This is a genomic window from Undibacterium sp. Di26W, from assembly GCF_049340265.1.
Lineage (GTDB): Bacteria > Pseudomonadota > Gammaproteobacteria > Burkholderiales > Burkholderiaceae_D > Undibacterium.
In genome coordinates this window covers 160,519-184,977 of the sequence record NZ_JBMPOR010000004.1, presented here as the reverse complement: position 1 = coordinate 184,977, position 24,459 = coordinate 160,519, and the positions used below count along the sequence as shown (strand labels likewise).

Below are 24,459 nucleotides of genomic sequence, written 5' to 3'. Positions count from 1 at the left end.
CAAAAAGCGTCCTTCTATTCCTATAATAACGTGGAAAACCAAGACCACAACGTGCCAAATTCTCCCGGCGACGCATTTGGGGATGATCTTCAGCAACTGCAGCATTTGATCGATGCCCTGCCGGTGTGCATTTCTTTTGTGGACAGGGAATACCGCTACCAGTTCATCAATGCCGTGTACATCGACTGGTTTGGACTTCCCAGATCGGCAGTTCTCGGTCGGCATGTCATCGATGTCATCGGCAAGGATGCCTTTGCACATGTACGCTCTCACCTGGATCAGGCATTCAGCGGCCATGCCGTCTCCTATGAAACAAGCATTCCCTATAAACATGGCAACAAAGATATTGCGGCCCAGTTATTTCCCGTGTTCGACAAGCAGGGGGAGGTGCGTGGCTGCTATGCCATGGTCGTTGACATCAGTAAGCGCAAGCAGGATGAAGAGCAATTGCATCTCAACGAAGAACGCTGGAAACTGGCACTCGAAGGGTCGGGCGATGGCGTCTGGGACTGGTATCCACAAACCGGCGTGGAAATTCTGTCGGATCGTCTGAAAGAAATCTATGGTTACGGCAAGGATGACATTGCCGACCTGTCGGCAGAACTGGATCGTCGCACACATCCGCATGACCGGCTGCAAATGCAACGTGACCGGCAGGCACATTTTGACGGACAGACACCTATCTATATCAATGAACACCGGGTGCAATGCAAGGATGGGCGCTGGAAGTGGATATTGACGCGTGGTACCGTCATCGAAAGAGATGCTGCCGGCAAACCCACACGCGTAATTGGCACCCACACCGATATCTCCGAACGGAAACAGGCTGAAGTTGCCTTGCGTGAAAGCGAAGAACGCTTGCGCATGGCCTTGTCGGCCACCAACCAGGGCCTGTATGACGTGAATGTACAGACTGGCGAAGCCATCGTCAGCGCCGAATATGCAAATATGCTGGGCTATGCCCACCAGGGTTTCGAGGAAAACAGGAATAACTGGGAAGCCCGTTTGCATCCAGGCGATTTCGCGGTGGCTGAGCGCGCCTACAGAAGTCACCTGGAAGGCCGGACCAAGGAATATCGTGTCGAGTTCAGGCAAAGAACAGCAACAGGTGATTGGAGCTGGATACTTTCAGTCGGGGCCGTTGTCGAATGGGATAGCGACGGTAAGCCACTTCGCATGTTGGGCACGGTACTCGACATCACGGAAAAGAAAAAAAGCGAAGCACTGATCTGGCAACAGGCGAATATCGATACGCTCACGGGTCTGCCTAACCGCCGCATGTTTTATGACAGGCTGGACCACGACATGAAACTCAGCAAGCGACGCAAATTATCGCTGGCAGTATTGTTCATCGATCTGGATTTTTTCAAGGAAGTCAACGATACCCTGGGCCATGCCACTGGTGACATCCTGCTGGTGGAAGCCGGTCAGCGCCTGCGCAATTGCGTACGGGAAAGTGATACGGTGGCCCGCCTGGGCGGTGATGAATTCACCGTTTCCCTGCCAGAAATGCGGGAGCAGGACAGGGCCGAGGTCGTCGCGCAAAATCTCATCCGCGCCATGTCTACCCCGTTCCAGATTGCGGGTGAAGAAATCTATCTGTCGGCCAGCGTGGGTATCACCATTTATCCGCGTGATGCCGACAACCTGGATGACCTGATCAAACATGCCGATCAGGCCATGTATGCCGCCAAAGACCAGGGCCGCAACCGCTTCAGTTATTTCACGCCCAGTCTGCAGACTGCGGCACTGGCACGTTTGCGCATGACCAATGATCTGCGGGTGGCGATAGCCGAGCAACATCTGCAAGTTTATTTCCAGCCCATCGTCGACCTCCACACTGGCCGCATACAAAAGGCCGAGGCGCTGGTACGCTGGCGGCATGCGCAACTGGGTTTCATCAGCCCCATGGAATTCATACCGATTGCAGAAACCAGTGGCATGATCCTGGCGATCGGCGACCTGGTGTTCCGTGAATCAGTCAAATGGGTGAAGCAATGGCGTCGCGACTACCATCCTGACTTCCAGATCAGCGTCAACCAGTCACCGATGGAATTTCAGGGGGATCAGGAACGCTATGTGAACTGGATACAGCATCTGGCAAACCAGGACCTGCCGGGCCAGGCCATCATCGTCGAAATTACCGAAGGCCTGCTGCTGGATGCCAGCCATACAATCACCAGCAAGCTGTTGCAGTTCCGCGATGCTGGCATACAGGTGGCGCTGGATGATTTTGGTACCGGCTATTCTTCTCTGTCTTACCTGAAGAAATTCGATATCGATTACCTGAAGATAGACCAATCCTTCATCCGCAATCTGGCTCATGGTTCCAGCGATATCGCCTTATCCGAAGCAATCATCATGATGGCTCACAAACTGGGGTTGAGAGTGGTCGCAGAAGGGGTGGAAACGGTACAGCAAAGCCAGTTGCTGGAACAGGCTGCCTGCGACTTTGCGCAAGGCTATCTGTTTGCCAAACCGCTGCCACCAGAAGAATTTGAACTCTTGCTGCAACAACAAAAATCCTCAGCCAGCTGACCTGACTTTGGCCAGCAATTTGCTGGTGGAACGGTCATGTTCAAACTCAATCGCTGCTACCTGCCCACCATATGCCAGCACGGCCTGGCCTTCGGGTATGGTAGTCATATCGTAGTCACCACCTTTGACATAGATATCCGGATGTGCGGCCAACACTGCCTGCGAGGCGGTGCCTTCATCAAACTCAACTACCAAGCTGACCGCTTCCAGCGCGGCCAGCACTGCCATGCGGTCTTCGCAAGTATTCACAGGACGGTCGTCGCCCTTGCCCAGGCGTTTGACGGAGGCATCGGTATTCACCGCCACCACCAGCGACGCCCCCAGCACCCGCGCATCTGCCAGGTAACTGACATGGCCGCGATGCAGAATGTCAAACACGCCATTGGTCATGACCACCGGTTTCGGCAACGCAAGAACACGCTCAGCCAATTCGCTGCGTGTAGTAATTTTTTTTTCGAATTCTGGCATGATGAATATGGATGATTGACGAAAAAGACCTCTCAACACAGAGGCACGGAGACACGGAGACACAGAGGAGCACAGAGAAGTGCAAGAGTATATAAACGCGAATGATTGCAAATTTGTAGGTTGGGCTACGAATTACCAGCCCAACACCCGGCATCTAAATAAGGTATTTGCTTATCAAATGCACAGTGTTGGGCTGATGAAACGTAGCCCAACCTACGAGAAAATACGATTTCGGTTTTCTCTATGCTTTTCTCTGTGCTCCTCTGTGTCTCCGTGCCTCTGTGTTGAGAGGTCTTGATGTAAGAAATAAAAAAGCCGCTAATAATAGCGGCGATTGTACAGGTTCAAGCCAGCTTTATGCTGCGCTTGGCAAACTGCCTGGCAGAATAATTAGCCTTTGCGCCACTTCCTTGCGGTAGCGGTTCAAGTCTTGCACGGTTTCAAATGTACGTTCAAACAACAGCGACATATTATGCAGGATGCGGTCAACGACTTTCTTTTCCCATACGCCGTCAAACTTGATCTGGCCATCCAGCCAGCGTTCCAGCCAGTCCGGGTCTGGCAGGCGCGACTGTATGGTGTCGTTCGGGAACAGGGCCTGGTTGACATGCAGATTGGTAGGATGCAAGGGTTTTTCCGTGCGTCTGGCCGATGCCATCAGGACACCGATCTTGGAAAACGCTGCACGTGCCACATCGCCGGCTTCGGCCAGGGATTTTTTCATGTAACGCAGATAGGCACCACCATGTCTTGCCTCATCCTGACTGATGATCTTGTAAATATGCTTAATCACCGGTTCGGTATGCCATTCAGATGCGCAACGATACCAGTGATTCAAACGTATCTCTCCACAGAAATGCAGCATCAGTGTTTCCAGTGGCGGTGCCGGGTCGAACTCGAAACGCACGTTATCAAGTTCTTTTTCTGTCGGTACCAGTTCTGGATGAAAGCGGCGCAAATACTCCATCAATACCAGCGAGTGTTTTTGCTCTTCAAAAAACCAGATTGACATGAAGGCACAAAAATCGCTGTCACCGCGATTGTCGCGCAAAAACATTTCCGTCGCAGGCAAGGCCGACCATTCAGTGATGGCATTCATCTTGATGGTTTGTGCCTGCTCTGGCGTCAACTTGCTGGCGTCAAATTTATCCCAGGGGATATCTGACTCCATATTCCAGCGCACTTGCTCCAGAGACTTGAATAATTCAGGGTAAAGCATGGTGAACCTCTGATAGATATAGCAAAAATTAGAATCTTTTACCTAATTTTACCAGAGAGATGTGACGGCTTCACGACAAGCCTTATTTTGCCAATAAGTAGCTCCAGTGCAAGTTCACTAGCTCAACCGATGTCATTTTCGCTGATTGCCTGCCTGACCTCTTCACGGTCCAGATTCGGGGCAAACTGCTGTATGAATTCAAAGGTATAACTGCGCAGGTAAGCGCCACGTCTGACTGCCAGCCGCGTTACATTCGACGCAAACAGGTGGCTCGCCTCTATCGTCCGCAGACCATGTGCACGCTGCACTTCTATCGCCATCGAGGCAACCAGACCCACGCCCAGACCCAATGCCACATATTGCTGGATCACATCAGAATCCATGGCTGTCAGCACAATGTCGGTACGCAGACCGGCCAGACGGAAGGCATCATCGATATGGCCACGACCGGTAAATCCTACGTCATAGGTAATCAGCGGGTAATTCGACAGGTCTTCCAGCGTCAGCACGTCCTTGTTCAGCAGGGGATGATTTTCGGGAACCACCACCACGTGGTTCCATTCATAGCAGGCAAATGAGGCCAAGTCTTTGAATTGCGACAAACCTTCCGTCGCGATACCAATGTCCGCCTTGCCAGACAAGACCCATTCGGCAATGTGTTCAGGTGAACTTTGCTGCAGGGCGATGCGCACATCCGGGAAAGCCTGACGGAAACCCTGTACCACTTTCGGCAAGACGTAGCGGGCCTGGGTATGGGTAGTGGCGATGGTCAGCGTGCCCTTGGTCTGGTCAGAATAATCTTCGCCTGCCTGGCGCAAGTTTTCTGCTTCCAGCAACAGACGTTCTATGATGGGCAGAATGTCGCGGCCAGGTTCGGTCAGCCCGGTCAGGCGTTTACCGTTGCGTTCAAAAATATCGACGCCCAGTTCTTCTTCCAGTTCACGAATCTGACGACTGACGCCAGGCTGTGAGGTAAACAAGACATTGGCGACTTCCGTCAGGTTATAACCACGGCGCGAAGCTTCACGGATGGAGCGTAATTGTTGGAAATTCATGGCTTACCTTATTGAGTATCGACGAATACATGCAGGCGCTTGGGGCGTACTACCAGTGCTTCACCGACTTTGAGTTTCAGTTGTTCATAGCGTTCGCTGGAAATCATGGCTTCCACCAGTTCACCGTTGTCATCCCGTTCCAGTTCCAGCTGTGCCAGTGGCCCTATGCTGTGCACACGGCGCAATTGCACGACCAGCCCGGCAGCACCCGGTGAATAGCGGTCAATTTCCAGCTCATGCGGTCGCACATAACCGGTACCGAAGGCGTCCCTCGTATCGGCATGACCTGGTGCTTCAAACGGTACGCCATCTGCATCCAGTATGCCTTCATGGATACGGCCACGGAACAGGTTCACATTACCCAGGAAACCATACACGAAAGGCGTGGCAGGATGATGATAAACCTCGGCCGGCGCCCCTACCTGCTCCACTTTGCCATGGTTCATGAGTACGATCTTGTCAGCCACTTCCAGCGCTTCTTCCTGATCATGGGTGACGAAGATACTGGTCACATGCAATTCATCATGCAGGCGACGCAACCAGCGGCGCAATTCCTTGCGCACCTTGGCATCCAGTGCACCAAAGGGTTCGTCCAGCAATAATACGCGCGGTTCTACCGCCAGCGCACGCGCCAGCGCAATACGCTGACGCTGGCCACCAGACAACTGCGGCGGATAACGATCGGCCAGCCAGTCAAGCTGCACCAGTTCCAGCAGCTTGGTGACTTTTTCCTTGATCTCGCTTTCTTTCGGGCGCAGATGACGCGGTTTGACACGCAGGCCAAAAGCGATGTTTTCAAAGATGGTCATATGCTTGAACAGCGCATAGTGCTGGAATACGAAACCAACCTGGCGTTCGCGCACATGCTGGGCTGATGCATCCTGGCCATCCAGCAAGACCTGCCCGCTATCGGCATATTCCAAACCGGCGATGATGCGCAACAACGTGGTTTTTCCACAACCCGACGGGCCCAGCAAGGCGGTCAGTTCGCCATTTGGGAAATCCAGCGATACCTTATCCAGTGCAGTGAAATTGCCAAAGCGCTTTTGTAATTGATTAACAGCGATACTCACGGTGAACTCCCTTATTTCTCTTCATTCCTGTGGCAACTGACGGTTTTCATTGGTACGCCATTCGACTAGTGATTTGAGTGCCAGCGTCAGCAAAGCCAGCAAAGTCAGCAGCGAAGCGACCGCAAAGGCAGCAGTGAAGTTGTACTCGTTATATAAAATCTCGACTTGCAGGGGCATGGTATTGGTCTCGCCACGGATATGGCCAGACACTACCGACACCGCACCAAATTCACCCATGGCACGGGCATTACACAAGATCACGCCATACAACAAACCCCATTTGATATTCGGCAGAGTCACATACCAGAAAGTCTTCCAGCCGGATGCACCCAGCACCAGCGCCGCTTCTTCCTCTTCACTGCCCTGCGCCTGCATCAGGGGTATCAGTTCACGCGCGACAAAGGGAAAGGTGACGAAGATCGTCGCCAGTACAATACCCGGCACGGCAAACAGTATCTTGATTTCATGATCGCGCAACCATTCGCCAAACCAGCCCTGGGCACCAAACAGCAATACATAAATCAAACCGGAAATGACGGGCGATACCGAAAACGGCAGGTCGATCAGCGTCAGCAAGATATTCTTGCCACGGAATTCAAATTTGGCGATGGTCCAGGCCGCAGCCACGCCAAACACCAGGTTCAGCGGCACGGCTATGCCAGCCGCAATCAGGGTCAGCTTGATGGCGGACAAGGCGTCTGGCTCGACGATGGCAGCCAGGTACACTTGCCAGCCTTTTTTCAGCGCTTCAGAAAACACCGCAGCCAGTGGCACGAACAGGAACAGCGTCAGGAAAGCCAGTGCCGTCACCGATAAAACGATGCGCACCCACAAAGGTTCTATGGTGGCAGCGGGGGTGATGACGGGTTCATACCGGCGTGCTGCCACAGGTGCATTGATGGTGATGGCAGTCATTATTCTCTCCCTGCGTTTTGTCGGCTGCGGGTCCATGCCTGCAAGGCATTAATGGACAGCAACAGGCTGAAGGACAGTAACAGCATCACCACCGCTATCGCGGTTGCACCGGCGTAATCGTATTGTTCGAGTTTGGTAATCATGAACAGAGGTGTGATTTCAGAAACCATGGGCATGTTGCCAGCGATGAAAATGACCGAGCCGTATTCACCGGTGGCGCGGGCAAACGCCAGCGCAAAACCGGTCATCAAGGCCGGCAAAATGCTAGGGAAGATGACCCGTGCAAAAGTCTGGAAATGGCTGGCACCCAGGCTGACGGCGGCTTCTTCCAATTCTTTTTCAGCCTCTTCCAGTACCGGCTGCACGGTACGCACGACAAAAGGCAGGCCAATAAAAGTCAGGGCAACCAGTACCCCCAGCGGCGTGTAAGCAACCTTGATACCCAGCGGTGTCAGCAATTTGCCCAGCCAGCCATTCGGTGCATACAAGGTCGCCAGGGTGATGCCAGCCACCGCAGTCGGCAGGGCAAATGGCAGATCGACCAGGGCATCCACCAGTTTTTTGCCGGGGAACTTATAACGCACCAGCACCCAGGCGACAATGCCGCCAAAAAACACATTGATCAGCGCACCCAGCAGGGAAGCGCCGAAAGTCAGTTTGTAGGAAGCGATAACCCGGTCAGAAGTAACTGTATTCCAGAATGCCTCCCAGGTCATGGTAAAGGTCTTCAGGAAAACCGCCGACAGCGGTATCAGGACGATCAGGCCCAGATAAAACACGGTAAATCCCAGGGAAAGATGAAACCCCGGGATGACGCGCCTGACTTGTGGATTGTTACCAAAAAACCTTGCCATATGCAGCCCTTATTACAGATACGACTATTGATGAGTAATATTGGCAGTTTTTAGTTATATAGAAAACGAATTTTTTCTTATTCCTAAATTCGTTTTTCGCATATGGAGCAGCAAAAACCAGCTTTTTTTATCGCCTTTGTCGATTTTTTTGGTAATATTTTAGCAATTAACCATACATATACTGATCAATATGCAAATTTGACCGCATCTTCAAACACCACTGCTTGCTGGTGTTCCGCCCGGCTCAGCAAACCGGCTTTCGGCAAGTCAAACAGAAAACCCTGTATCAGATAAGGGCTGGCGGTCTGGTTGGCATCACGCAATGCCTGCAGCCTTTTTTGATTTTCAATACGGCGGAAAATCACATGACAATTGCCACGATCAGCCTGTTCCAGCAAACGAATCTGTGCTTCTGCATCATTGGCCAAACTGATATCGACCTTGATGGAATCAGGCCGTATGCGGTCCAGCAAATCACCGGCCTGCTCCAGGCTGGCGGCATGCAGGCCGATGCGGAAGCCATTGCGACGGTAATTTTCTGCCACATGGGTAAATACCCAGCGCTGGCTAGGTGTAATCTGCGGCAATTGCAGGATGATGTGATGATGCGGTAATTCCAGCACATCCAGAATACGGCGAAAAGCCATGCCGTGATTTCCTTCCACTGCGGCCAACAGACGACTATGCACACTCAGGTACAGGTCCAGATGTGCGCTTTCAGGCTGGCGATAGAAATTCAGGGTATGCAGCAGACGGCAGAGTCTGTCCAGTTCGACCGACTCATCATCGTTGGCGGCGTTTTCCAGCAGCTTCCAGATATTCAAGCCCTGGTCATCGCTGGCATAACTGCGTGCATAGGCTTCATAGGCCACAACACGGCCGTCATCGCCGGAACGTATCGCCTGGAAAGCACTGGTCAGGGTGGAATTAAAATAACGCCCACGGGCACGCCCCTGCTCGTCCAGCCACAGATTGGTGGTGGCCAGCGTACTTTGCAGGCGGCTCAGATAGTTTTGCAATGCGGGATAGTGCATGCAGGCCTCACACTTCGATAACAGTCATGTTTTTACAATTTTGCAATCGACACTTCTGTTGCCTTGACCAGTGCCACAACTTCAGAACCAATGACCAGGTTCAGGTCCTTGATGGAACGGGTGGTAATAACCGATGTCACGATACCAGCCGGTGTTTCCACATCGACTTCAGATACCACTGAACCTTCGATGATGGCTTTGATTTTGCCGCGGAACTGGTTGCGGACGTTGATGGCTTGTATGCTCATGATGCTTCCTTTAAAAAATTAAAATATAAATTACCTGCAATGCGCGCTGCATATGCATATGCATGTGTCGCAGTCCTCTAAATCGCCCAGGTGACCTGGCTTACGGTTCTCAACAGTGATATATCACCAAGTTCGGTATCCAGTTCTGCAGGCGGTTTTTGCAGTACCCGCCTTAATATGCTTTCTTCCAGTTCGGCAAACCTGGGGTTGCCGCGTGAACGTGGTCTGGGTAAATCGATCCTGCTGTCCAGGGTGATCTGACCATCTTCTATCAGAATCACACGGTCCGCCAGGGCTATCGCTTCCTGTACATCATGGGTCACCAGCACAGCAGTAAAGCCGCGTTGTTGCCACAGGTTTTCAATCAGGTTCTGCATTTCTATACGGGTCAGGGCATCCAGTGCACCCAAAGGTTCATCCAGCAATAGCAAGGCTGGTTCATGTACCAGGGCCCTTGCCAGCGCAACGCGCTGACGCTGGCCACCTGACAGGACAGATGGCCACTCATCAGCGCGCTCTGCCAGCGCGACTTTCTGCAAGGCCTGGCGGGCGGACTGATCACTGCCAAGGCCAAGTGCCACGTTATCAATCACGGTTTTCCATGGCAGCAGGCGCGAATCCTGAAACATTACGCGGGTATCCGGTTTTTTACCGGGCTGCCCCTGGGTCTGATCTGCATTGAATTCCAGGCTGCCGCTATCGGCCTGCTCCAAACCGGCAATCAGGCGTAGCAGCGTGCTTTTGCCACAACCGCTGCGACCGATCACGGCCACGAATTCGCCAGCCTGCACTTGCAGGTTCAGTGCTTTCAATACCTGCCGCCCCTGATAGGATTTTTGTATGACACGCAAGTCCAGCGAAGCCCCGCGCCCGGCTTCGACCTGGTCGCTGGCCGCGCTACCCCATTCGCCGGCAGCGGTGGTTTCCCAACCGCCATCCAGTTCTTCACGCAAGGCAGCAATTTCTGCCACGGCACTCAGTGGAAATTCAGGGAACCGATACATGTTCATGCCCTCCTTTGATAAGACGGATGCCAGCGCAGGCAATAATGTTCAAGCGCCCGCGACAACACATCTGCCAGCTTGCCCAGCAAGGCATACAGCAATATTCCCACCAGCACCACATCGGTTTGTAAAAATTCACGGGCATTCATGGTCATATAACCTATACCGGCCTGTGCCGAAATGGTTTCGGCAACAATCAGCAATACCCACACCAGACCCAGCGAAAAGCGTACACCTACCAGTATCGATGGCAATGCGCCTGGCAAGATCACATCGCGGTACAGGGCCCAGCCAGACAGGCCATAACTTTGCGCCATTTCTATCAAGCCTTTATCGACCGTACGGATGCCGTGGAAGGTATTCAGGTACACCGGAAAAAAAACACCGACCGATACCAGAAACAGTTTCGCCGATTCATCAATGCCAAACCACAAGATCACCAGCGGTATCAGGGCCAGCGCCGGAATATTTCTGATCATTTGCAGCGTGGTATCAAGCAGGGTTTCAGCAAACCGGAAACTGCCAGTCAGCAAACCCAGCAACAAGCCCAGCCCGCCACCAACAGCAAAGCCGGAAATCGCACGCCACAGGCTGGTTTTTGCGTGGATCCAGATTTCACCTGACACACCCAGAGTCCAGAAAGCCCGCGCCACGGCCAGCGGTTCAGGCAAAATACGGCTGGACAGATAACCCGTTTGGGCGGCAATCTGCCATACCAGTGTCAGCGCCAGGGGCAGGGCCCAGGGTAATAATTTACTGAACAGTTGCACACCAAGCTGACGCCATGCGATACCGCTGAATATTCCTTCAGGCACAGCGCCGCCACCCTGGCGCGGATGTCCCGGCAACTCGGCAAATTGCGCGACTTCGGTGATGATGGGACCCATATACGCTCCTAGCTTTGTGACACCTTGGGCACGATACCGTTTGCCATGACTTCGCCAAATGGCCCGGTCAGGCTGCTGGACACGTCAGGTACCTGTTTGCCTATCAATGGAAATACCAGTTCGGAAAAACGATACGACTCTTCCAGATGCGGATAGCCAGAGAAGATGAAGGTGTCGATACCCAGCGCTGCATATTCCTTGATACGCGCAGCCACGGTTTCCGGGTCGCCCACCAGGGCTGTACCGGCACCGCCACGCACCAGGCCAACACCGGCCCACAGGTTAGGCGATACTTCCAGCTTGTCGCGTTTGCCGCCGTGCAGGGCCACCATGCGTTGCTGGCCGACAGAATCCATCTTGGCGAAGGCTTTTTGCGCCCTGGCGATGACATCATCATCGACGTAACGGATCAGGTCTTCTGCCGCCTGCCAGGCTTCATCATTGGTTTCACGCACGATCACATGCAGGCGTATGCCAAAACGCAAGGTACGTCCATGCCGGGCGGCGCGGGCGCGCATATCGGCGATCTTGGCTGCCACTGCGGCCGGTGGCTCTCCCCAAGTCAGGTAGACATCGACCTGCTCAGCCGCCAGTTCATGTGCAGGTTCGGATGAGCCGCCAAAGTACAAAGGTGGATATGGCTTTTGTACAGGCGGGAACAAGGTCTTGGCCCCCTTGACCGTGATATGCCTGCCTTCAAAATCATAACCGGTATCACCACCTTCGCCCGCCAGGGAAGCGCGCCAGACGCGCAAGAATTCTTCCGTGATTTCATAGCGTTTTTCATGGTCGGCAAACAGGCCGTCTGCTTCCAGTTCGCCCTGGTCACCGCCGGTGACGATATTGATCAGCAAGCGACCTTTCGATAAACGATCAAAAGTCGACGCCATGCGTACTGCCAGACCCGGTGTACTCAGGCCGGGGCGTATCGCTACCAAAAATTTCAATTTGGTGGTGGCGCTGATCAGGCTGGATGCGACTACCCATGCATCTTCGCAAGAACGTCCGGTCGGCAGCAACACACCGTCATAGCCCTGGGTGTCAGCCGCCACGGCGATTTGGCGCAGGTAATCATAATTGATCTGGCGCGCCCCTTTGGTCGTGCCCAGATAACGGCTGTCGCCGTGGGTAGGAATAAACCAGAATATGTTCAAGCTCATCTTGCTTCCTTTGTGCTTACTGATTCACTGCGATTTTGGCCGCCGGTGGCAGCCAGACGGCGTCTCTGACGTTGACCGCCTTGGGTATCAATTTCTGCTGATAAAAATTGTCGGCAACGCGTTGTTGTTCATCGATAATGTTCTGCGTCAGGTAAACCACCGGTGAACGCGGCCTGCGTTCCAGAAAACTGGCAATAGTCGGCTTGTCCAGACCGGTGCTGGCAGCGATAATGGCAACTGCTTCATCCCGGTTTTTCTGCACGAAGCTGTCACTGCGCGTCAATTCTTCAAACAGCAGCTGTATCACTTTCGGATAGCGGTCGGCAAAGCTGCGCGACGACAGATAATGCGAAAGATTGTTGACCAGGCCCTTGCCGGTGGCCACCACCCTGACTGGGGTGTTTTGTTCTATCGCCGCCCAATACGGATCCCAGATGGCCCAGACATCCACACTGCCGCGCTCAAAGGCGGCCCGTGCATCAGCAGGTGCCAGATAGACCGGCGTAATATCCGTCCACTGCAAGCCAGCTTGCTGGACAGCACGCAAGACATGGTAGTGGGCACTGGAACCTTTCTGGAAGGCGATCTTTTTACCTTTCAGGTCAGCCAGTGTGCGTATCGGTGATTCTGGCTTGACCAGAATGGCACTGACACCCGGCTTGGCAGGTTCGGCGCCGACATACACCAGGTTGCTACCGGCAGATTGGGCAAAAATAGGCGGCGGCTCACCGGTGGTGGCGAAATCGATGCTGCCAACCGACAGCGCTTCCAGCATTTGCGGACCGGCAGTAAATTCAAACCAACTGACTTTCACATCCTTCAATTGCTGTTCCAGCGCGTGCCTGTGTTTCAACAGTGTCAGGTTGACCGAGCTTTTCTGAAAACCGATGCGGATTTCTTTCGGCAGCTCACCGGCACCTGGTGCCGCCAAACCCAGCGCTGGCCACAGGATGAACAGGGTCGACGCCAGCAGGGCACGTCGTGACAGTGAGAGCAGTGACAGCGGTGACATCATTACCCTCACAGCTTGACGGTGAATACTGCATCCCTGATATTGATACGCTTGGGTATCAATTTCAGGTCGGCAAAGGTGTCGGCAATATTCTGCTGTTCGCGTATCACCTGCTCGGTCAGTGGTTTGACGCCAAACCCGAAGCGTGCAGTGGACAATTCAACGATGCTGTTGTCCAGACCAATCTGGGCGGACAGTATGCTGCTGACTTCTTTCAGGTTTTTTGCACCCCATTCATCGACCTTCGCCAGTTCTTCCAGAACGATGCGCAAGACTTCGGGATTTTTTTGTGCATAAGGACGTGCCGCCAGATAAAACTGGTGATTACTGACCACGCCCTTGCCATCTACCAGTATCCTGGCACCGATCTGCTTTTCCGCTGCAGCCAAAAAAGGATCCCAGATGGCCCAGGCATCCACACTGCCGCGCTCAAAAGCCGCGCGCGCATCTGCCGGTGGCAAGAACACTGTTTCTACGTCCTTGTAATTGAGGCCCGCTTTTTCCAGCACCTTGACTAGCAGGTAATGCACATTGGATCCCTTGTTGAGAACGATTTTTTTGCCTTTGAGTTCTGCGGCTGATTTCAATGGAGAATTCTTGGGTACGATGATGGCTTCGCCGCCCGGTGCTGGCGGCTCGTTGCCGACATACAGCAAATCCGCCCCTGCAGCCTGGGCAAAAATCGGCGGCGCTTCGCCGGTGGTACCGAAATCTATGCTGCCTACATTCAGGCCTTCCAGCAATTGTGGCCCGGCAGGAAACTCTGCCCATTTCACATCCACACCCAGAGCGGCCAGACGCTTGTCCAGCGCACCTGTGCCTTTCAGCAAAGTCAGCGTGCCGTATTTTTGAAAACCTATACGCAATGTACCTGGCGCAGGTGCCTTGTTTTGCGCGAAGGCCTTGGGCAATACCACACCAAGGGCCATCGCCGACAGGGCGGACAGCCGACTGAGAGTAAGACGCTTGGCATCGCGTTGCGTATGCTTTGCTGTGCTCATTGTATCGCTTGCAAACAGCTTCTTTTTATCGTCGCTCATACTTTACTTTCAATTTTGGGCAAGACTTCCCCCTGCCGATGTGCGCGGCATATAAACAGGAGGGATGCAATTCGCAATTCAGTTATGCAGCTGGGTTTGCTGCCTTATTTTTTAAATTTGTTACTGGTGTCGTGTATGCATTCAGCCTGCGTCAACAGGGCAAACCATTCAGGGCTGGACTTTGCACAGGCTGCGCGACCGGCTTGCTGCGCTGTAAAGACACCAGGCTTTCCAACAAGAGGTGGGTGCCATCCTGTACCCGCTTGGATATCGCCTCATCCAGTTGCAAACCCTGGCCATCGGTCCACACCACCTGGGTATCGGTCGCATAAATGCTGGGCAGGATATGACGTGCGGACAAGGCAGCCAATACTGGCCGCAAGCCATAATCCAGCGCCAGCATATGCGATTGGCTGCCGCCGGTTGCCACGGGCAAGACTATTTTTCCTTCCAGCCCGTCTTGCGGCAAGATATCCAGGAAACTTTTCAGCAACCCACTATAGGCAGCCTTGTAGATCGGGGTAGCAATCACAATCGCATCAGCCCTTGCCAGCAGGGTTTTGGCAGCCTGTAATTCTGGATCAGAAAAATCCGCATGCACTAAAGCTTGTGCCGGCAAATCCCGCACAGGCAGACTGACAGTACGCAGCCCCAGTTCATTCAGTCTTTCACCGATAAAATTCAGCAAACGGGCCGACCTTGACGGTGAAGAAGGGCTTCCTGATAGCAGCAGTATGGTCATGATCGTGCTTTCTATAGCGTCCGCAGCAAATCTTATTTTTTGCCCGGTTGATAAATCTGGTCGAAGATACCGCCATCGGCAAAATGTTCTTTCTGTGCCTTGGTCCAACCGCCGAAGGTGTCATCGATCGTGAACAGTTTCACTTTCGGGAATTGCGCCGCATATTTTTTCGATGCTTTTTCTGTGGTCGGACGGTAGTAATGCTTGGCGATCGTGTCCTGGCCTTCATCGGTGTACAGGTAGTTCAGGTAAGCTTCTGCCACTTTGCGGGTACCGCGACGATCGGCCACTTTATCCACCACGGCGACAGAAGGTTCTGCCAGGATACTGGTGGAGGGGGCAACGATTTCTACCTTGTCCGGACCCAGTTCCTTGATCGCCAGCAGGGCTTCATTTTCCCAGGCCAGCAAGACATCGCCTATGCCGCGTTCAACAAAGGTGGTGGTAGCACCACGTGCGCCAGAATCCAGTACTGGTACGTTTTTATATAGCTTGGACAAAAATTCCTTGGCTGTCGCTTCGCTGCCACCGGGCAGTTTCAGCGCATAACCCCAGGCTGCCAGATGGTTCCAGCGGGCACCGCCTGAGGTTTTTGGGTTAGGCGTGATGACGGCAACACCCGGTTTGACGATGTCTGCCCAATCCTTGATACCTTTAGGATTACCTTTGCGTACCAAAAACACGATGGTGGAAGAGTACGGAGACGCATTGTGCGGCAGGCGTTTTTGCCATGCCTTGTCGACCAGACCCTTCTCTGCCAGGGCATCAGTGTCATAGGCCAGTGCCAGCGTGACCACATCGGCATCCAGGCCATCAATTACAGCACGCGCCTGCTTGCCTGAACCACCATGCGATTGCTTGATGGTGACGTTGTCACCGGTTTTTGCTTTCCATTGCTTGGCAAAAGCCTGGTTCACATCCTGATACAGCTCACGGGTAGGGTCATACGACACATTGAGCAGAGTCACGTCGGCCGCATGCACAGCAGCAGAAAAAGTACCGACAGTGGCAAGAGAAATTGCGAGGATTATTTTTTTGATAGTCATCTGTACGTCCTGAGGTAAAAATATTTTTATGAGGAGTACAGAATAAAACGAGGCTATATAAATTAAAACGAAGTGTTTCGATGTTTTATATATGATTTACGCATAAGCGAAAACCTTACTCTTCTCAAAATGAAAGACCAAAAGACTCACCATAGAGGCACGGAGACACGGATTGGCGCTGAGGAGTCATTCTTTGAAGGTTACCAAAGCAGTTTGCCGGCTATCTGTTATGCGCCCTTTTGCTTTTTCGGTGTCTCTTTATCAATAGAAAATACGATTACTGATTTGCCTATGAAATCGCATGGTTTTGATCTACATTTTTTCTAAATCTGCGCTAAGATGACATTATCTTTTTCAGGAGTTAGCCATGCTGCGACGTACACCAATACAACTTGCTGTTTTTCTGGGTCTGATCAGTTGCTCCATGGGCGCCTGGGCGGATACCGGGGATGCCTGCCCAGCCGTACTGAACCATAAATTCAAACGCCTGCAGGATGAAGCGACCCAGGATCTTTGCCAGTACAAGGGCAAGGTCGCGCTGGTCGTGAACACTGCCAGTTATTGCGGCTTTACCAAGCAATATGAAGGGCTGGAGGCGATGTATTCCAAATACAGCGAACAAGGCCTGGTGGTATTAGGTTTCCCGTCGAATGATTTCGGCAAGCAGGAGCCGGGCAACGATCAGCAGATCGCTGATTTCTGCTTTAACACCTATGGTGTGAAGTTTCCCATGTTCACCAAAACCTCGGTCATGGGCAAGGATGTTAACCCCCTGCATGCGCAGTTGATCAAGGCCACGGGTACCACACCGAAATGGAATTTCTATAAATACCTGATCGACCGTAAGGGCAATGTCATTGCCGCCTATTCCAGCGTGACTACACCAGACGATAAAAAGCTGGTGGCTGACGTCGAAAAAGCCCTGGCGCAACAATCATCGCAATAATCAGCCAACACGCATTTCATCACCGTGGATGAAATGCGCCTGGCAACACCCAGCATCAGCCGGGCAGATAGCCCAGTTGATGCGAGACACGGCTGGCACTCTCGCGCAGCGCCAGTGCCAGTTCGCCCTTCCATTCTGCATCAAAACTGCCTTTCGTTCCGGTTGCCGTCATCACCATACTAAGTGCGCCGGTATGATCAAACACGGGCGCACTCAGGGCATTGATGCCAGGGATAGGCAAACCCTGGGCACGCGCCAGACCTTGCTGGCGCACTTCTGTTAGCACGCCAGCAATATCCTGACTATTCAGTTGTACGCCGGCCTGCCCGATCACCAGTTCATCCTGCATTTCCCTGGCAATCACTTTATCTACCAATGCCACTGGCAGGTAGGCAGAAAACACCAGGCCGGTGGCCGTGCCCAACATGGACATGACCGTCCCCGCATGCATGTTGACATGGATAGGGCGGCTGGATTCTGCGATATAAATCACGGTAGGCCCATGACTGCCCCAGACTGCCAGCGCCACGGTCTGGTCTATGCTGGCCGCCAGGCGCGTGGCTTCGGGTATCGCCAGTTTGACTGGTGACATCTGCTGCAGGCTGACCAGGCCCATTTGCAGGGCGAAAGGGCCAAGCTGGTAAGCGCCCGTCGCCCCATCCTGCTGTATCAGACCCAATTTACCGAAGCTGACCAGATAGGCATGCGCCTTGGATGCAGGCATGCCACTTTCACGCGCCAGATCGCCCAATGACATGGCGCGGCCAGAACTGACCAGGGCATTCAACAGCAGGCCACCAACCTCGATGGCACCGATACCACGTCTTTCCTTATTTTTTTCTGTCATCTCAGCCTCTGATTGCCCCGAATTGTGTACGAATTGCGCCCGGATACATTTTACTATTAACAAATGCATTTACAAATAACGAATTAATGTCTATTCTTGTTTGAGTTAACTTGCTCAATTGTTGAGCAAATCTAAAATTGAAGACAAGGATGTTGTCATGACGACCAAGCAATTTGCCTCCCACGCCGACCTGGAAGAAAAGAAAGTCAGCTTCCAGCAACTGTCCGAACATGCCTATGCCTACACCGCAGAAGGCGACCCGAATACCGGCATCATTATCGGCGACGATGCCGTCATGGTCATTGATACCCAGGCCACCCCCATCATGGCGCAGGATGTGGTGCGACGCATACGTGAGGTCACCGACAAGCCCATCAAATATGTGGTGATGTCGCACTACCATGCCGTACGGGTGCTGGGTGCCAGCGGCTATGTAGCCGAAGGTCTTGAGCATATCATCGCCAGCCGCGATACCTATGATCTGATCGTTGAGCGGGGCGAAGCCGACATGAAGAGTGAGATAGGCCGCTTCCCGCGCCTGTTCCGCGCGGTGGAAAGCGTGCCCGGCCTGACCTGGCCAACAATTACCTTCAGGGGTGAAATGTCGCTCTGGCTGGGCAAGCTGGAAGTGAAGATCATGCAGGTGGGGCGCGGCCATACCAAGGGCGACACCATTGTCTGGCTGCCGCAAGAGAAAGTCTTGTTCTCTGGCGACCTGGTCGAATTTGGCGCGACACCGTATGCTGGCGATGCCTATTATTCAGACTGGCCGCAAACCCTGAGCAATCTGGAAGCCATGCGGGCCGATAAACTGGTACCGGGTCGCGGTGCGGCCCTGACCTCGCCCGAACTGGTGGCAGCAGGCCTGAGTGAAACCCGTTCTTTTATCAGCGACCTGTTTGCCAGCGTCAAGGCAGGGCAGCAACAGCAGCATGACCTGAATACCATCTACAAAAACACTTATGCGACACTGAAACCCAAGTACGGTCATTGGGTGATTTTCGATCACTGCCTGCCGTTTGACGTGACACGGGCGTTTGACGAGGCCTCGGGGCACGTTGATCCGCGCGTCTGGACAGCGGAGAGGGATGTGGAGATGTGGAAGAGTTTGGAAGGCTAGAAGACCTCTCAACACAGAGACACGGAGCAACAGAGAAAAGCAATGAGAAACTTCCCTTCCCACTGCAAAAATTTGTAAGTCTCCAGTTGAAAAGCACCTATCATAAAGGATGCAAGAGGAGGCCCATTTTGCTTGGCACTTATCAATATCAAAAATTTCCTTACCGCACTCCGCCTGAGTTGCAGACGGTGGGCATTACGCGTCGCCAGGTCATCATCGTTGGTGCTGGGCCGGTGGGCTTGGCGGCGGCGATTGATTGCAAGTTGCAGGGGCTGGATGTGCTGGTGCTGGATGATGACGATACGGTGTCAGTCGGTTCTCGCGGCCTGTGTTATGCCAAGCGCACGCTGGAAATACTCGACCGGCTGGGGGTAGCGGACGCCGTCCGCAATAAAGGTGTGGAATGGAATGTAGGGCGCACCTTCTTTCGCAAGGATGAAGTATTCAATTTCAACCTGTTGCCGGCAGCAGATCACAAGCATCCGGGTATGGTTAATTTGCAGCAATATTATCTGGAAGAATTTCTGGTGCAGCGGGCAACAGAACTAGGTGTGGAATTGCGCTGGAAAAATCGCGTGACTGCGGTGGAACAGGAATCGGAATTTGCTACCCTGCACATTGAAACAGCCGACGGCAATTATGCCTTGCAAGCTGCCTGGCTGGTCGCCTGCGATGGCGCACGCAGCCCACTACGTCAGATGCTGGGGCTGGAAGTCGAAGGCCAGGTCTTCATGGACCGCTTCCTGATTGCTGATGTGCTCATGAAGGCAGATTTTCCGGCAGAACGCTGGTTCTGGTTCGACCCACCGTTTCACCCCAATCAATCGGTGCTGTTGCATCGTGAAGCCGACCATGTCTGGCGCATCGATTTTCAACTGGGCTGGGATGCCAACCCGGTGGAAGAACGCAAGCCGGAAAACGTCATCCCCCGGATCAAGGCCATGCTGGGTGACGACAGGGAATTTGAACTCGAATGGGTCAGCGTCTACACCTTCCAGTGCCGACGCATGGAAAAATTCCGCCATGGGCGCGTGCTGTTTGCCGGCGATGCAGCGCATCAGGTATCCCCCTTTGGCGCACGCGGTGCCAATTCTGGCATACAGGATGCCGACAACCTGGTCTGGAAATTGAAACTGGTCATCAATGGTGCTGCCCCGGAAAACTTACTCGACAGCTATTCGGAAGAGCGGGTCTTTGCCGCCGATGAAAATCTTTTGAATTCCACCCGCTCCACCGATTTCATCACCCCCAAAAGTACCGTCAGCAAATGCTTTCGCAATGCCGTGCTGGAATTGGCACAAGCACATGCGTTTGCCCGCAAGCTGGTCAATTCCGGTCGGCTGTCAGTACCTAGCATACTGAAAACATCCAGCTTGAATACGCCAGACAGCGCGGTGTTTGCAGGCCAGTTACAGCTTGGTGCCGCTGCCGAGGATGGGCCGGTAGCTTGTCAGGGCACCCCAAGCTATCTGCTTGAATTGTTGCAACATTATTTTTATGGGCTATATTTTTGTGCCGATGCCAGCAAAATTCCCGCTGAAACACTGGCCGGATTTGCCGCATTGAAAAAACTGCGCATACCAGTGCACACCCTCATCATCAGCGCTACGCCGGCAAAGCGCGGCGATTATCAGATACTGCATGACGTCAAGGGTGTCCTGGCCGAACGCTATGATGCGCGCCTGGCTGAGCATGCGAGCTATTACCTGCTGCGGCCCGACCAGCACCTGGCGGCGCGCTGGCGTCAGTTTGAACTGGAAAAAGTACTTGCCGCACTAGGGCGTGCCACCTCATCCATGGAAGGACATGGCCATGCCATTGCAATTACAGCCTAATTTTCATTATGCCGACCCCAACAAACAACGGGGCTTGCGCGACCATGTTGCTGGTGATGATTTTTACCAGATGCTGATTGATGCCCACCGGGATCTGAGTGAAGAAGACAGTAGCAAGCTGAATGCCAAACTGATCTTGCTGCTGGCGAATCATATCGGTGAACTGGATACCCTGGCGCAGGCCCTGCGCTTGGCCGCAGACAAGCAAGCCTAAGCCTTTCTGGCCTGCTCAGATAAAAAACCACCGATCGTCGCATGGACCATGGCGTCCACAATCTGTGCATGCGTCAGGCGCTGGTCGCGTACCAGAAATTCCATGGTCGGATCACAGGCGCGTGAATACAGGGTGTAGACCAATACATCATCCGGCACCAGCGGTGTAAGTGCGCCCTGCTCCCTGGCTTTCGCCACCAAGGCATAAAAACGCTTATTGACGCGCAAGGCCACCATCACATAATCCAGATTCAGCATCAGGCTGCGCTGCAAGGCCAGGCTGGTTGATGGCAGATGTGGCACGCCGCCTTGTAGCCGCAAGCGCAAAGACCAGGCCAGGATATGCCTGATCTTGTCTATCGCAGGCATGGCTGCATCCAAGGTATCCAGTTCGGCCTGGGTAGCCTTCAAGAGCCGCGTCATGGCTGCCCCTGCCAATTTTTCCTTGGAAGAAAAATGCTTGTACAGGCTTCCCTTCGCTATGCCAACCGCATCGGCCACGTCATCCATGGTCATCAAGTCATAGCCTTTTTCTGACAAAAGGTGATTGACCGCATCAATGATGGCTTCTTCACGCGCATCAAACTGTTGTTTTTTAAAAGGAATTCTGATTTCCATTATTTTTTCTGCACAAGTAAAAACTTTGTAGTATATTTTGTGACTTATCAGTCACGTTTTGAAATTCACAGTCATATTCTAACGCAGTAAGCAATTTCTGCACGGGTTTCGCCATTTAATTATTCACAGGCCAGTGAATCCGAAAGTAAAAATTGTGCGTATGTATTGATATGAATCGGTAGCAAGCTTGTATCTGGTGTGCATTTTGCAATTCAATTTACTATCAAGCCAGATGATTGATGTGCTGCTTTGCTGCTCTGCCAATTAATTAATCCATTGATATCTTTATAGCTCTTATACACATATGAAAATCGCCGTCATCGGTTCCGGCATCTCCGGTCTGTCTTGTGCGCATGAACTGTCCAATGCTGGCCATGAGGTCAGCCTGTTTGAGGCAAATGACTATTTCGGTGGCCATACGCATACGGTGGATGTCACGCTGGAAGGCCAGACTTATGGCGTTGATACCGGCTTTCTGGTGTTTAACCACAAGACTTACCCGAATCTGGTCAAGCTGTTTGCCAAACTGCAGATAGAAACGGTGGCAACCGATATGTCTTTTTCGGTAAAGATGCCATTCCAGTCCCCCACCGGCAATCCTGGCAGCGGCCGTACGCTGGAATGGGCCGGTGCCAATCTGGACACCGTATTTGCGCAACGCAGTAATCTGTTCCGTCCGGCATTTTTACGCATGTTGCGCGACATCCTGCGCTTCAACAAACAAACGACCGCACTGGCCAAGGCACCGGGACAAAAAGATTTTCAATTGCCACTGGGCGAATTCCTCGACCAGCATGCTTACAGCCAGGAATTCCGTCGCTGGTATTTATTGCCCATGGCAGCCTGCATCTGGTCTTGCCCAACAGCGACCATGATGGCGTTTCCCTTGTCATCATTTGTCAATTTCTGCCATAACCATGGCTTGCTGCAAGTGAATGACAGGCCACAATGGCAAACGGTAAAGGGTGGTGCCAGGCAGTACGTGGACAAAATCCTGCCGCTGATTGCACATACCTATCTGAATACGCCAGTACAGGCTGTGCGAGAAAAAGCACGTGGCGTGATTGAAGTCAAAACAGCCAGCGGCGCGCAGAATTTCTCGCATGTCGTGATTGCCAGTCATAGCGACCAAAGCCTGAACCTGCTGGCCGATGCCAACCTGGCCGAACGCCAGATTTTGTCTGGCGTGACTTATCAGCCCAATCGCGCTGTACTGCACACCGATGCCAGCTTTTTACCCGAAAACAAAAAAGCCTGGTCAGCCTGGAATTATCAAAGCGAAAGCGGCGAAGAAGCCAGGGTTTGCGTGCACTACCTGATCAATCAGTTGCAACCGCTACCGTTCAAGACAGCTGTCATCGTCACCCTGAATCCGATACAGGAGCCGGCACCGGACACCGTCATCGCCAGCTTTGATTATGCCCATCCGGTATTCGATGCAAGTGCAGTCAGAGCACAAAGCCAGTTAAAAAATATCCAGGGCAAGAGGAATATCTGGTTTGCTGGTGCGTGGACCGGCTATGGTTTCCACGAAGATGGCCTGAAATCCGGCCTGCGCGTGGCCGAGTGCCTGTTGGCACAAGTGGAAGCAGCACAGGAATTGCGCATACGTGCGGCATGACATCATGACGACTTTTGCCACAAACACAGGTCAACACCCACATGCAGTGTTATGCACGGGTGAAGTCATGCACGTACGCACGCGCCCGGCAAAAAATGCATTCCGCTATGGCGTATTTTTCATCCGCCTGCCATTGCGTACCGTGGCCAGTGGCAAACCGGTCTGCCAATCCCGCCTGTTTTCCCTCAACCGTTTCAATCTGCTGTCCTTTCACGAGCATGATCACGGTGATGGCCAGCAAGCGCTGGCAACATGGCTGGATCAATTGCTGAAGGCCGAGGGCATACATGATGCAGACGGCGAACTCTGGCTGCAGTGCTTTCCGCGTGTGCTGGGGTATGTGTTCAATCCGGTTTCTTTCTGGTTCTGTCATCGTCCAGATGGCAAGCTGCGGGCCATAGTCTGTGAAGTACGCAATACCTTTGGTGAAAAACATCTGTATCTACTGGAAAACGGCGATAGCCTGGCCAACGGTGAAGAGTTGCGTGCTAAAAAAATCTTCCACGTATCCCCCTTCTGTAAAGTAGAGGGTGGTTATCGTTTCCGCTTCATGCAGGGTGGGCAAAAAATCGGCGTCACCGCGCCCACTCAACAAACTGAGCAAACTGAGCAAACTGAACAAGCTGAATACACTGAACAGGCCGAACAGGCCGAACAGGCCGAACAGGCCGAACAGGCCGAACAGGCCGAACAGGCCGAACAGGCTGGACAAGCAGTGCTCATCAAAAAACATCTGGCACGCATAGATTATGACGATGCCGATGGCCCCCTGTTACTGACCAGCATTACCGGCGTTGAAAGAGATTTCACAGACTGGCGGATCGTACAGGTCTTGCTGCGTTATCCCCTCATGACCCTGGGCGTCGTATTGCGTATCCATTTACAGGCACTGCGTCTGTGGATCAAGCGCGTACCGTTTATTTCCAAACCAATTCCACCTACTGAAGAGCTAAGTCGATGAGCA

The 24,459-nt window shown here is 53.0% G+C and carries 24 protein-coding genes; 7 read left to right on the top strand and 17 right to left on the bottom strand.

Annotated elements, in window-relative coordinates; translation table 11 throughout:
- The first annotated feature begins 51 nt into the window (after positions 1-51).
- On the top strand, positions 52-2,538 hold the full coding sequence (locus ACO0LM_RS07000) for a sensor domain-containing protein (RefSeq protein WP_423035589.1): 2,487 nt from the start codon (positions 52-54) through the stop codon (positions 2,536-2,538).
- Here ACO0LM_RS07000 and rfaE2 read toward each other — a convergent pair.
- The 15 genes from rfaE2 to ACO0LM_RS06925 all read right to left on the bottom strand — a co-directional run bounded on the left by rfaE2 (position 2,527) and on the right by ACO0LM_RS06925 (position 16,295).
- Positions 2,527-3,006, bottom strand: coding sequence for a D-glycero-beta-D-manno-heptose 1-phosphate adenylyltransferase (rfaE2, locus tag ACO0LM_RS06995; protein ID WP_423035587.1), 480 nt, complete (start codon positions 3,004-3,006; stop codon positions 2,527-2,529). The two genes, ACO0LM_RS07000 and rfaE2, sit on opposite strands and share 12 nt — an antisense overlap.
- A 355-nt stretch (positions 3,007-3,361) precedes the next feature.
- Positions 3,362-4,225: a ferritin-like domain-containing protein gene (locus ACO0LM_RS06990; RefSeq protein ID WP_423035585.1), complete on the bottom strand. Its 864-nt coding sequence runs from the start codon at positions 4,223-4,225 to the stop codon at positions 3,362-3,364.
- 122 nt (positions 4,226-4,347) lie between these two features.
- The gene (locus ACO0LM_RS06985; RefSeq protein ID WP_423035583.1) at positions 4,348-5,280 is read right to left on the bottom strand and encodes a CysB family HTH-type transcriptional regulator; all 933 of its coding nucleotides are present in this window, start codon (positions 5,278-5,280) and stop codon (positions 4,348-4,350) included.
- Between the two features lie 8 nt (positions 5,281-5,288).
- Entirely contained in the window at positions 5,289-6,353 is a 1,065-nt protein-coding gene (locus ACO0LM_RS06980; RefSeq protein ID WP_423035581.1) for a sulfate/molybdate ABC transporter ATP-binding protein, read from the bottom strand.
- A gap of 21 nt (positions 6,354-6,374) precedes the next feature.
- Positions 6,375-7,268 (bottom strand): sulfate ABC transporter permease subunit CysW, encoded by an 894-nt coding sequence (gene cysW, locus ACO0LM_RS06975; protein ID WP_423035579.1) that lies wholly within the window; start codon positions 7,266-7,268, stop codon positions 6,375-6,377.
- Positions 7,268-8,122 (bottom strand): sulfate ABC transporter permease subunit CysT, encoded by an 855-nt coding sequence (cysT, locus tag ACO0LM_RS06970; RefSeq protein ID WP_422983473.1) that lies wholly within the window; start codon positions 8,120-8,122, stop codon positions 7,268-7,270. The genes cysW and cysT overlap by 1 nt, the downstream gene beginning before the upstream one ends.
- Before the next feature lie 185 nt (positions 8,123-8,307).
- Positions 8,308-9,156 (bottom strand): EAL domain-containing protein, encoded by an 849-nt coding sequence (locus ACO0LM_RS06965; RefSeq protein WP_423035577.1) that lies wholly within the window; start codon positions 9,154-9,156, stop codon positions 8,308-8,310.
- A 32-nt stretch (positions 9,157-9,188) separates the two neighbouring features.
- Positions 9,189-9,404: a TOBE domain-containing protein gene (locus ACO0LM_RS06960; RefSeq protein WP_110256421.1), complete on the bottom strand. Its 216-nt coding sequence runs from the start codon at positions 9,402-9,404 to the stop codon at positions 9,189-9,191.
- Between the two features lie 77 nt (positions 9,405-9,481).
- Positions 9,482-10,408, bottom strand: a complete 927-nt coding sequence (locus tag ACO0LM_RS06955) for an ATP-binding cassette domain-containing protein (RefSeq protein ID WP_423035860.1) — start codon at positions 10,406-10,408, stop codon at positions 9,482-9,484.
- A 2-nt stretch (positions 10,409-10,410) separates the two neighbouring features.
- Complete coding sequence (ssuC, locus tag ACO0LM_RS06950) at positions 10,411-11,295, bottom strand: aliphatic sulfonate ABC transporter permease SsuC (protein ID WP_423035575.1); 885 nt, start codon at positions 11,293-11,295, stop codon at positions 10,411-10,413.
- 8 nt (positions 11,296-11,303) lie between these two features.
- Entirely contained in the window at positions 11,304-12,449 is a 1,146-nt protein-coding gene (gene ssuD / locus ACO0LM_RS06945; protein WP_423035858.1) for an FMNH2-dependent alkanesulfonate monooxygenase, read from the bottom strand.
- Positions 12,450-12,471: 22 nt separating this feature from the next.
- Positions 12,472-13,470, bottom strand: a complete 999-nt coding sequence (locus tag ACO0LM_RS06940; RefSeq protein WP_423035573.1) for a sulfonate ABC transporter substrate-binding protein — start codon at positions 13,468-13,470, stop codon at positions 12,472-12,474.
- A 5-nt stretch (positions 13,471-13,475) separates the two neighbouring features.
- On the bottom strand, positions 13,476-14,468 hold the full coding sequence (locus ACO0LM_RS06935; RefSeq protein ID WP_423035571.1) for a sulfonate ABC transporter substrate-binding protein: 993 nt from the start codon (positions 14,466-14,468) through the stop codon (positions 13,476-13,478).
- A 190-nt stretch (positions 14,469-14,658) separates the two neighbouring features.
- Positions 14,659-15,249 carry an NADPH-dependent FMN reductase gene (ssuE, locus tag ACO0LM_RS06930; RefSeq protein ID WP_423035569.1) on the bottom strand — a complete coding sequence of 197 codons (591 nt, stop codon included), beginning with the start codon at positions 15,247-15,249 and terminating at the stop codon, positions 14,659-14,661.
- 32 nt (positions 15,250-15,281) lie between these two features.
- On the bottom strand, positions 15,282-16,295 hold the full coding sequence (locus tag ACO0LM_RS06925; protein WP_423035567.1) for a sulfate ABC transporter substrate-binding protein: 1,014 nt from the start codon (positions 16,293-16,295) through the stop codon (positions 15,282-15,284).
- Between the two features lie 424 nt (positions 16,296-16,719).
- Between ACO0LM_RS06925 and ACO0LM_RS06920 the strand changes: the two genes are divergently transcribed.
- A complete protein-coding gene (locus tag ACO0LM_RS06920) occupies positions 16,720-17,241 on the top strand; it encodes a glutathione peroxidase (protein ID WP_423035856.1) in 522 nt (173 codons plus the stop codon).
- Positions 17,242-17,296: 55 nt separating this feature from the next.
- Here the strand turns inward: ACO0LM_RS06920 and ACO0LM_RS06915 are convergent, their stop codons facing one another.
- Positions 17,297-18,088 (bottom strand): IclR family transcriptional regulator, encoded by a 792-nt coding sequence (locus tag ACO0LM_RS06915; protein WP_423035565.1) that lies wholly within the window; start codon positions 18,086-18,088, stop codon positions 17,297-17,299.
- Positions 18,089-18,245: 157 nt separating this feature from the next.
- On the opposite strand from ACO0LM_RS06915, the gene ACO0LM_RS06910 reads away from it, so the two are divergent.
- From ACO0LM_RS06910 to ACO0LM_RS06900, 3 genes are all read left to right on the top strand, one after another.
- Positions 18,246-19,208 (top strand): MBL fold metallo-hydrolase, encoded by a 963-nt coding sequence (locus ACO0LM_RS06910; RefSeq protein ID WP_423035563.1) that lies wholly within the window; start codon positions 18,246-18,248, stop codon positions 19,206-19,208.
- Positions 19,209-19,336: 128 nt separating this feature from the next.
- Positions 19,337-21,043: an FAD-dependent oxidoreductase gene (locus ACO0LM_RS06905; protein ID WP_423035561.1), complete on the top strand. Its 1,707-nt coding sequence runs from the start codon at positions 19,337-19,339 to the stop codon at positions 21,041-21,043.
- Positions 21,021-21,257 carry a DUF2783 domain-containing protein gene (locus tag ACO0LM_RS06900; RefSeq protein ID WP_422983496.1) on the top strand — a complete coding sequence of 79 codons (237 nt, stop codon included), beginning with the start codon at positions 21,021-21,023 and terminating at the stop codon, positions 21,255-21,257. The genes ACO0LM_RS06905 and ACO0LM_RS06900 overlap by 23 nt, the downstream gene beginning before the upstream one ends.
- Here ACO0LM_RS06900 and ACO0LM_RS06895 read toward each other — a convergent pair.
- Positions 21,254-21,874, bottom strand: coding sequence for a TetR/AcrR family transcriptional regulator (locus ACO0LM_RS06895; protein ID WP_423035559.1), 621 nt, complete (start codon positions 21,872-21,874; stop codon positions 21,254-21,256). The genes ACO0LM_RS06900 and ACO0LM_RS06895 overlap by 4 nt on opposite strands.
- A gap of 304 nt (positions 21,875-22,178) precedes the next feature.
- On the opposite strand from ACO0LM_RS06895, the gene ACO0LM_RS06890 reads away from it, so the two are divergent.
- Positions 22,179-23,495, top strand: coding sequence for an NAD(P)/FAD-dependent oxidoreductase (locus ACO0LM_RS06890; protein WP_423035557.1), 1,317 nt, complete (start codon positions 22,179-22,181; stop codon positions 23,493-23,495).
- Between the two features lie 4 nt (positions 23,496-23,499).
- Positions 23,500-24,456, top strand: coding sequence for a DUF1365 domain-containing protein (locus ACO0LM_RS06885; RefSeq protein ID WP_423035555.1), 957 nt, complete (start codon positions 23,500-23,502; stop codon positions 24,454-24,456).
- Positions 24,457-24,459: the final 3 nt, after the last annotated feature.

What these genes read in the sequence shown, in the direction of transcription:
- ACO0LM_RS06985 (WP_423035583.1), bottom strand. Translation starts at nt 5,280, where the DNA reads ATGAATTTCCAACAATTACGCTCCATCCGTGAAGCTTCGCGCCGTGGT.
- ACO0LM_RS06940 (WP_423035573.1), bottom strand. Translation starts at nt 13,470, where the DNA reads ATGATGTCACCGCTGTCACTGCTCTCACTGTCACGACGTGCCCTGCTG.
- ACO0LM_RS06910 (WP_423035563.1), top strand. Translation starts at nt 18,246, where the DNA reads ATGACGACCAAGCAATTTGCCTCCCACGCCGACCTGGAAGAAAAGAAA.
- ACO0LM_RS06935 (WP_423035571.1), bottom strand. Translation starts at nt 14,468, where the DNA reads ATGAGCACAGCAAAGCATACGCAACGCGATGCCAAGCGTCTTACTCTC.
- ACO0LM_RS06890 (WP_423035557.1), top strand. Translation starts at nt 22,179, where the DNA reads ATGAAAATCGCCGTCATCGGTTCCGGCATCTCCGGTCTGTCTTGTGCG.
- ACO0LM_RS06915 (WP_423035565.1), bottom strand. Translation starts at nt 18,088, where the DNA reads ATGACAGAAAAAAATAAGGAAAGACGTGGTATCGGTGCCATCGAGGTT.
- cysT (WP_422983473.1), bottom strand. Translation starts at nt 8,122, where the DNA reads ATGGCAAGGTTTTTTGGTAACAATCCACAAGTCAGGCGCGTCATCCCG.
- rfaE2 (WP_423035587.1), bottom strand. Translation starts at nt 3,006, where the DNA reads ATGCCAGAATTCGAAAAAAAAATTACTACACGCAGCGAATTGGCTGAG.
- ACO0LM_RS06900 (WP_422983496.1), top strand. Translation starts at nt 21,021, where the DNA reads ATGCCATTGCAATTACAGCCTAATTTTCATTATGCCGACCCCAACAAA.
- ACO0LM_RS06955 (WP_423035860.1), bottom strand. Translation starts at nt 10,408, where the DNA reads ATGTATCGGTTCCCTGAATTTCCACTGAGTGCCGTGGCAGAAATTGCT.
- ACO0LM_RS06885 (WP_423035555.1), top strand. Translation starts at nt 23,500, where the DNA reads ATGACGACTTTTGCCACAAACACAGGTCAACACCCACATGCAGTGTTA.
- ACO0LM_RS06965 (WP_423035577.1), bottom strand. Translation starts at nt 9,156, where the DNA reads ATGCACTATCCCGCATTGCAAAACTATCTGAGCCGCCTGCAAAGTACG.
- ACO0LM_RS06920 (WP_423035856.1), top strand. Translation starts at nt 16,720, where the DNA reads ATGGGCGCCTGGGCGGATACCGGGGATGCCTGCCCAGCCGTACTGAAC.
- ssuC (WP_423035575.1), bottom strand. Translation starts at nt 11,295, where the DNA reads ATGGGTCCCATCATCACCGAAGTCGCGCAATTTGCCGAGTTGCCGGGA.
- ACO0LM_RS06990 (WP_423035585.1), bottom strand. Translation starts at nt 4,225, where the DNA reads ATGCTTTACCCTGAATTATTCAAGTCTCTGGAGCAAGTGCGCTGGAAT.
- ACO0LM_RS06925 (WP_423035567.1), bottom strand. Translation starts at nt 16,295, where the DNA reads ATGACTATCAAAAAAATAATCCTCGCAATTTCTCTTGCCACTGTCGGT.
- cysW (WP_423035579.1), bottom strand. Translation starts at nt 7,268, where the DNA reads ATGACTGCCATCACCATCAATGCACCTGTGGCAGCACGCCGGTATGAA.
- ssuE (WP_423035569.1), bottom strand. Translation starts at nt 15,249, where the DNA reads ATGACCATACTGCTGCTATCAGGAAGCCCTTCTTCACCGTCAAGGTCG.
- ACO0LM_RS06960 (WP_110256421.1), bottom strand. Translation starts at nt 9,404, where the DNA reads ATGAGCATACAAGCCATCAACGTCCGCAACCAGTTCCGCGGCAAAATC.
- ACO0LM_RS06895 (WP_423035559.1), bottom strand. Translation starts at nt 21,874, where the DNA reads ATGGAAATCAGAATTCCTTTTAAAAAACAACAGTTTGATGCGCGTGAA.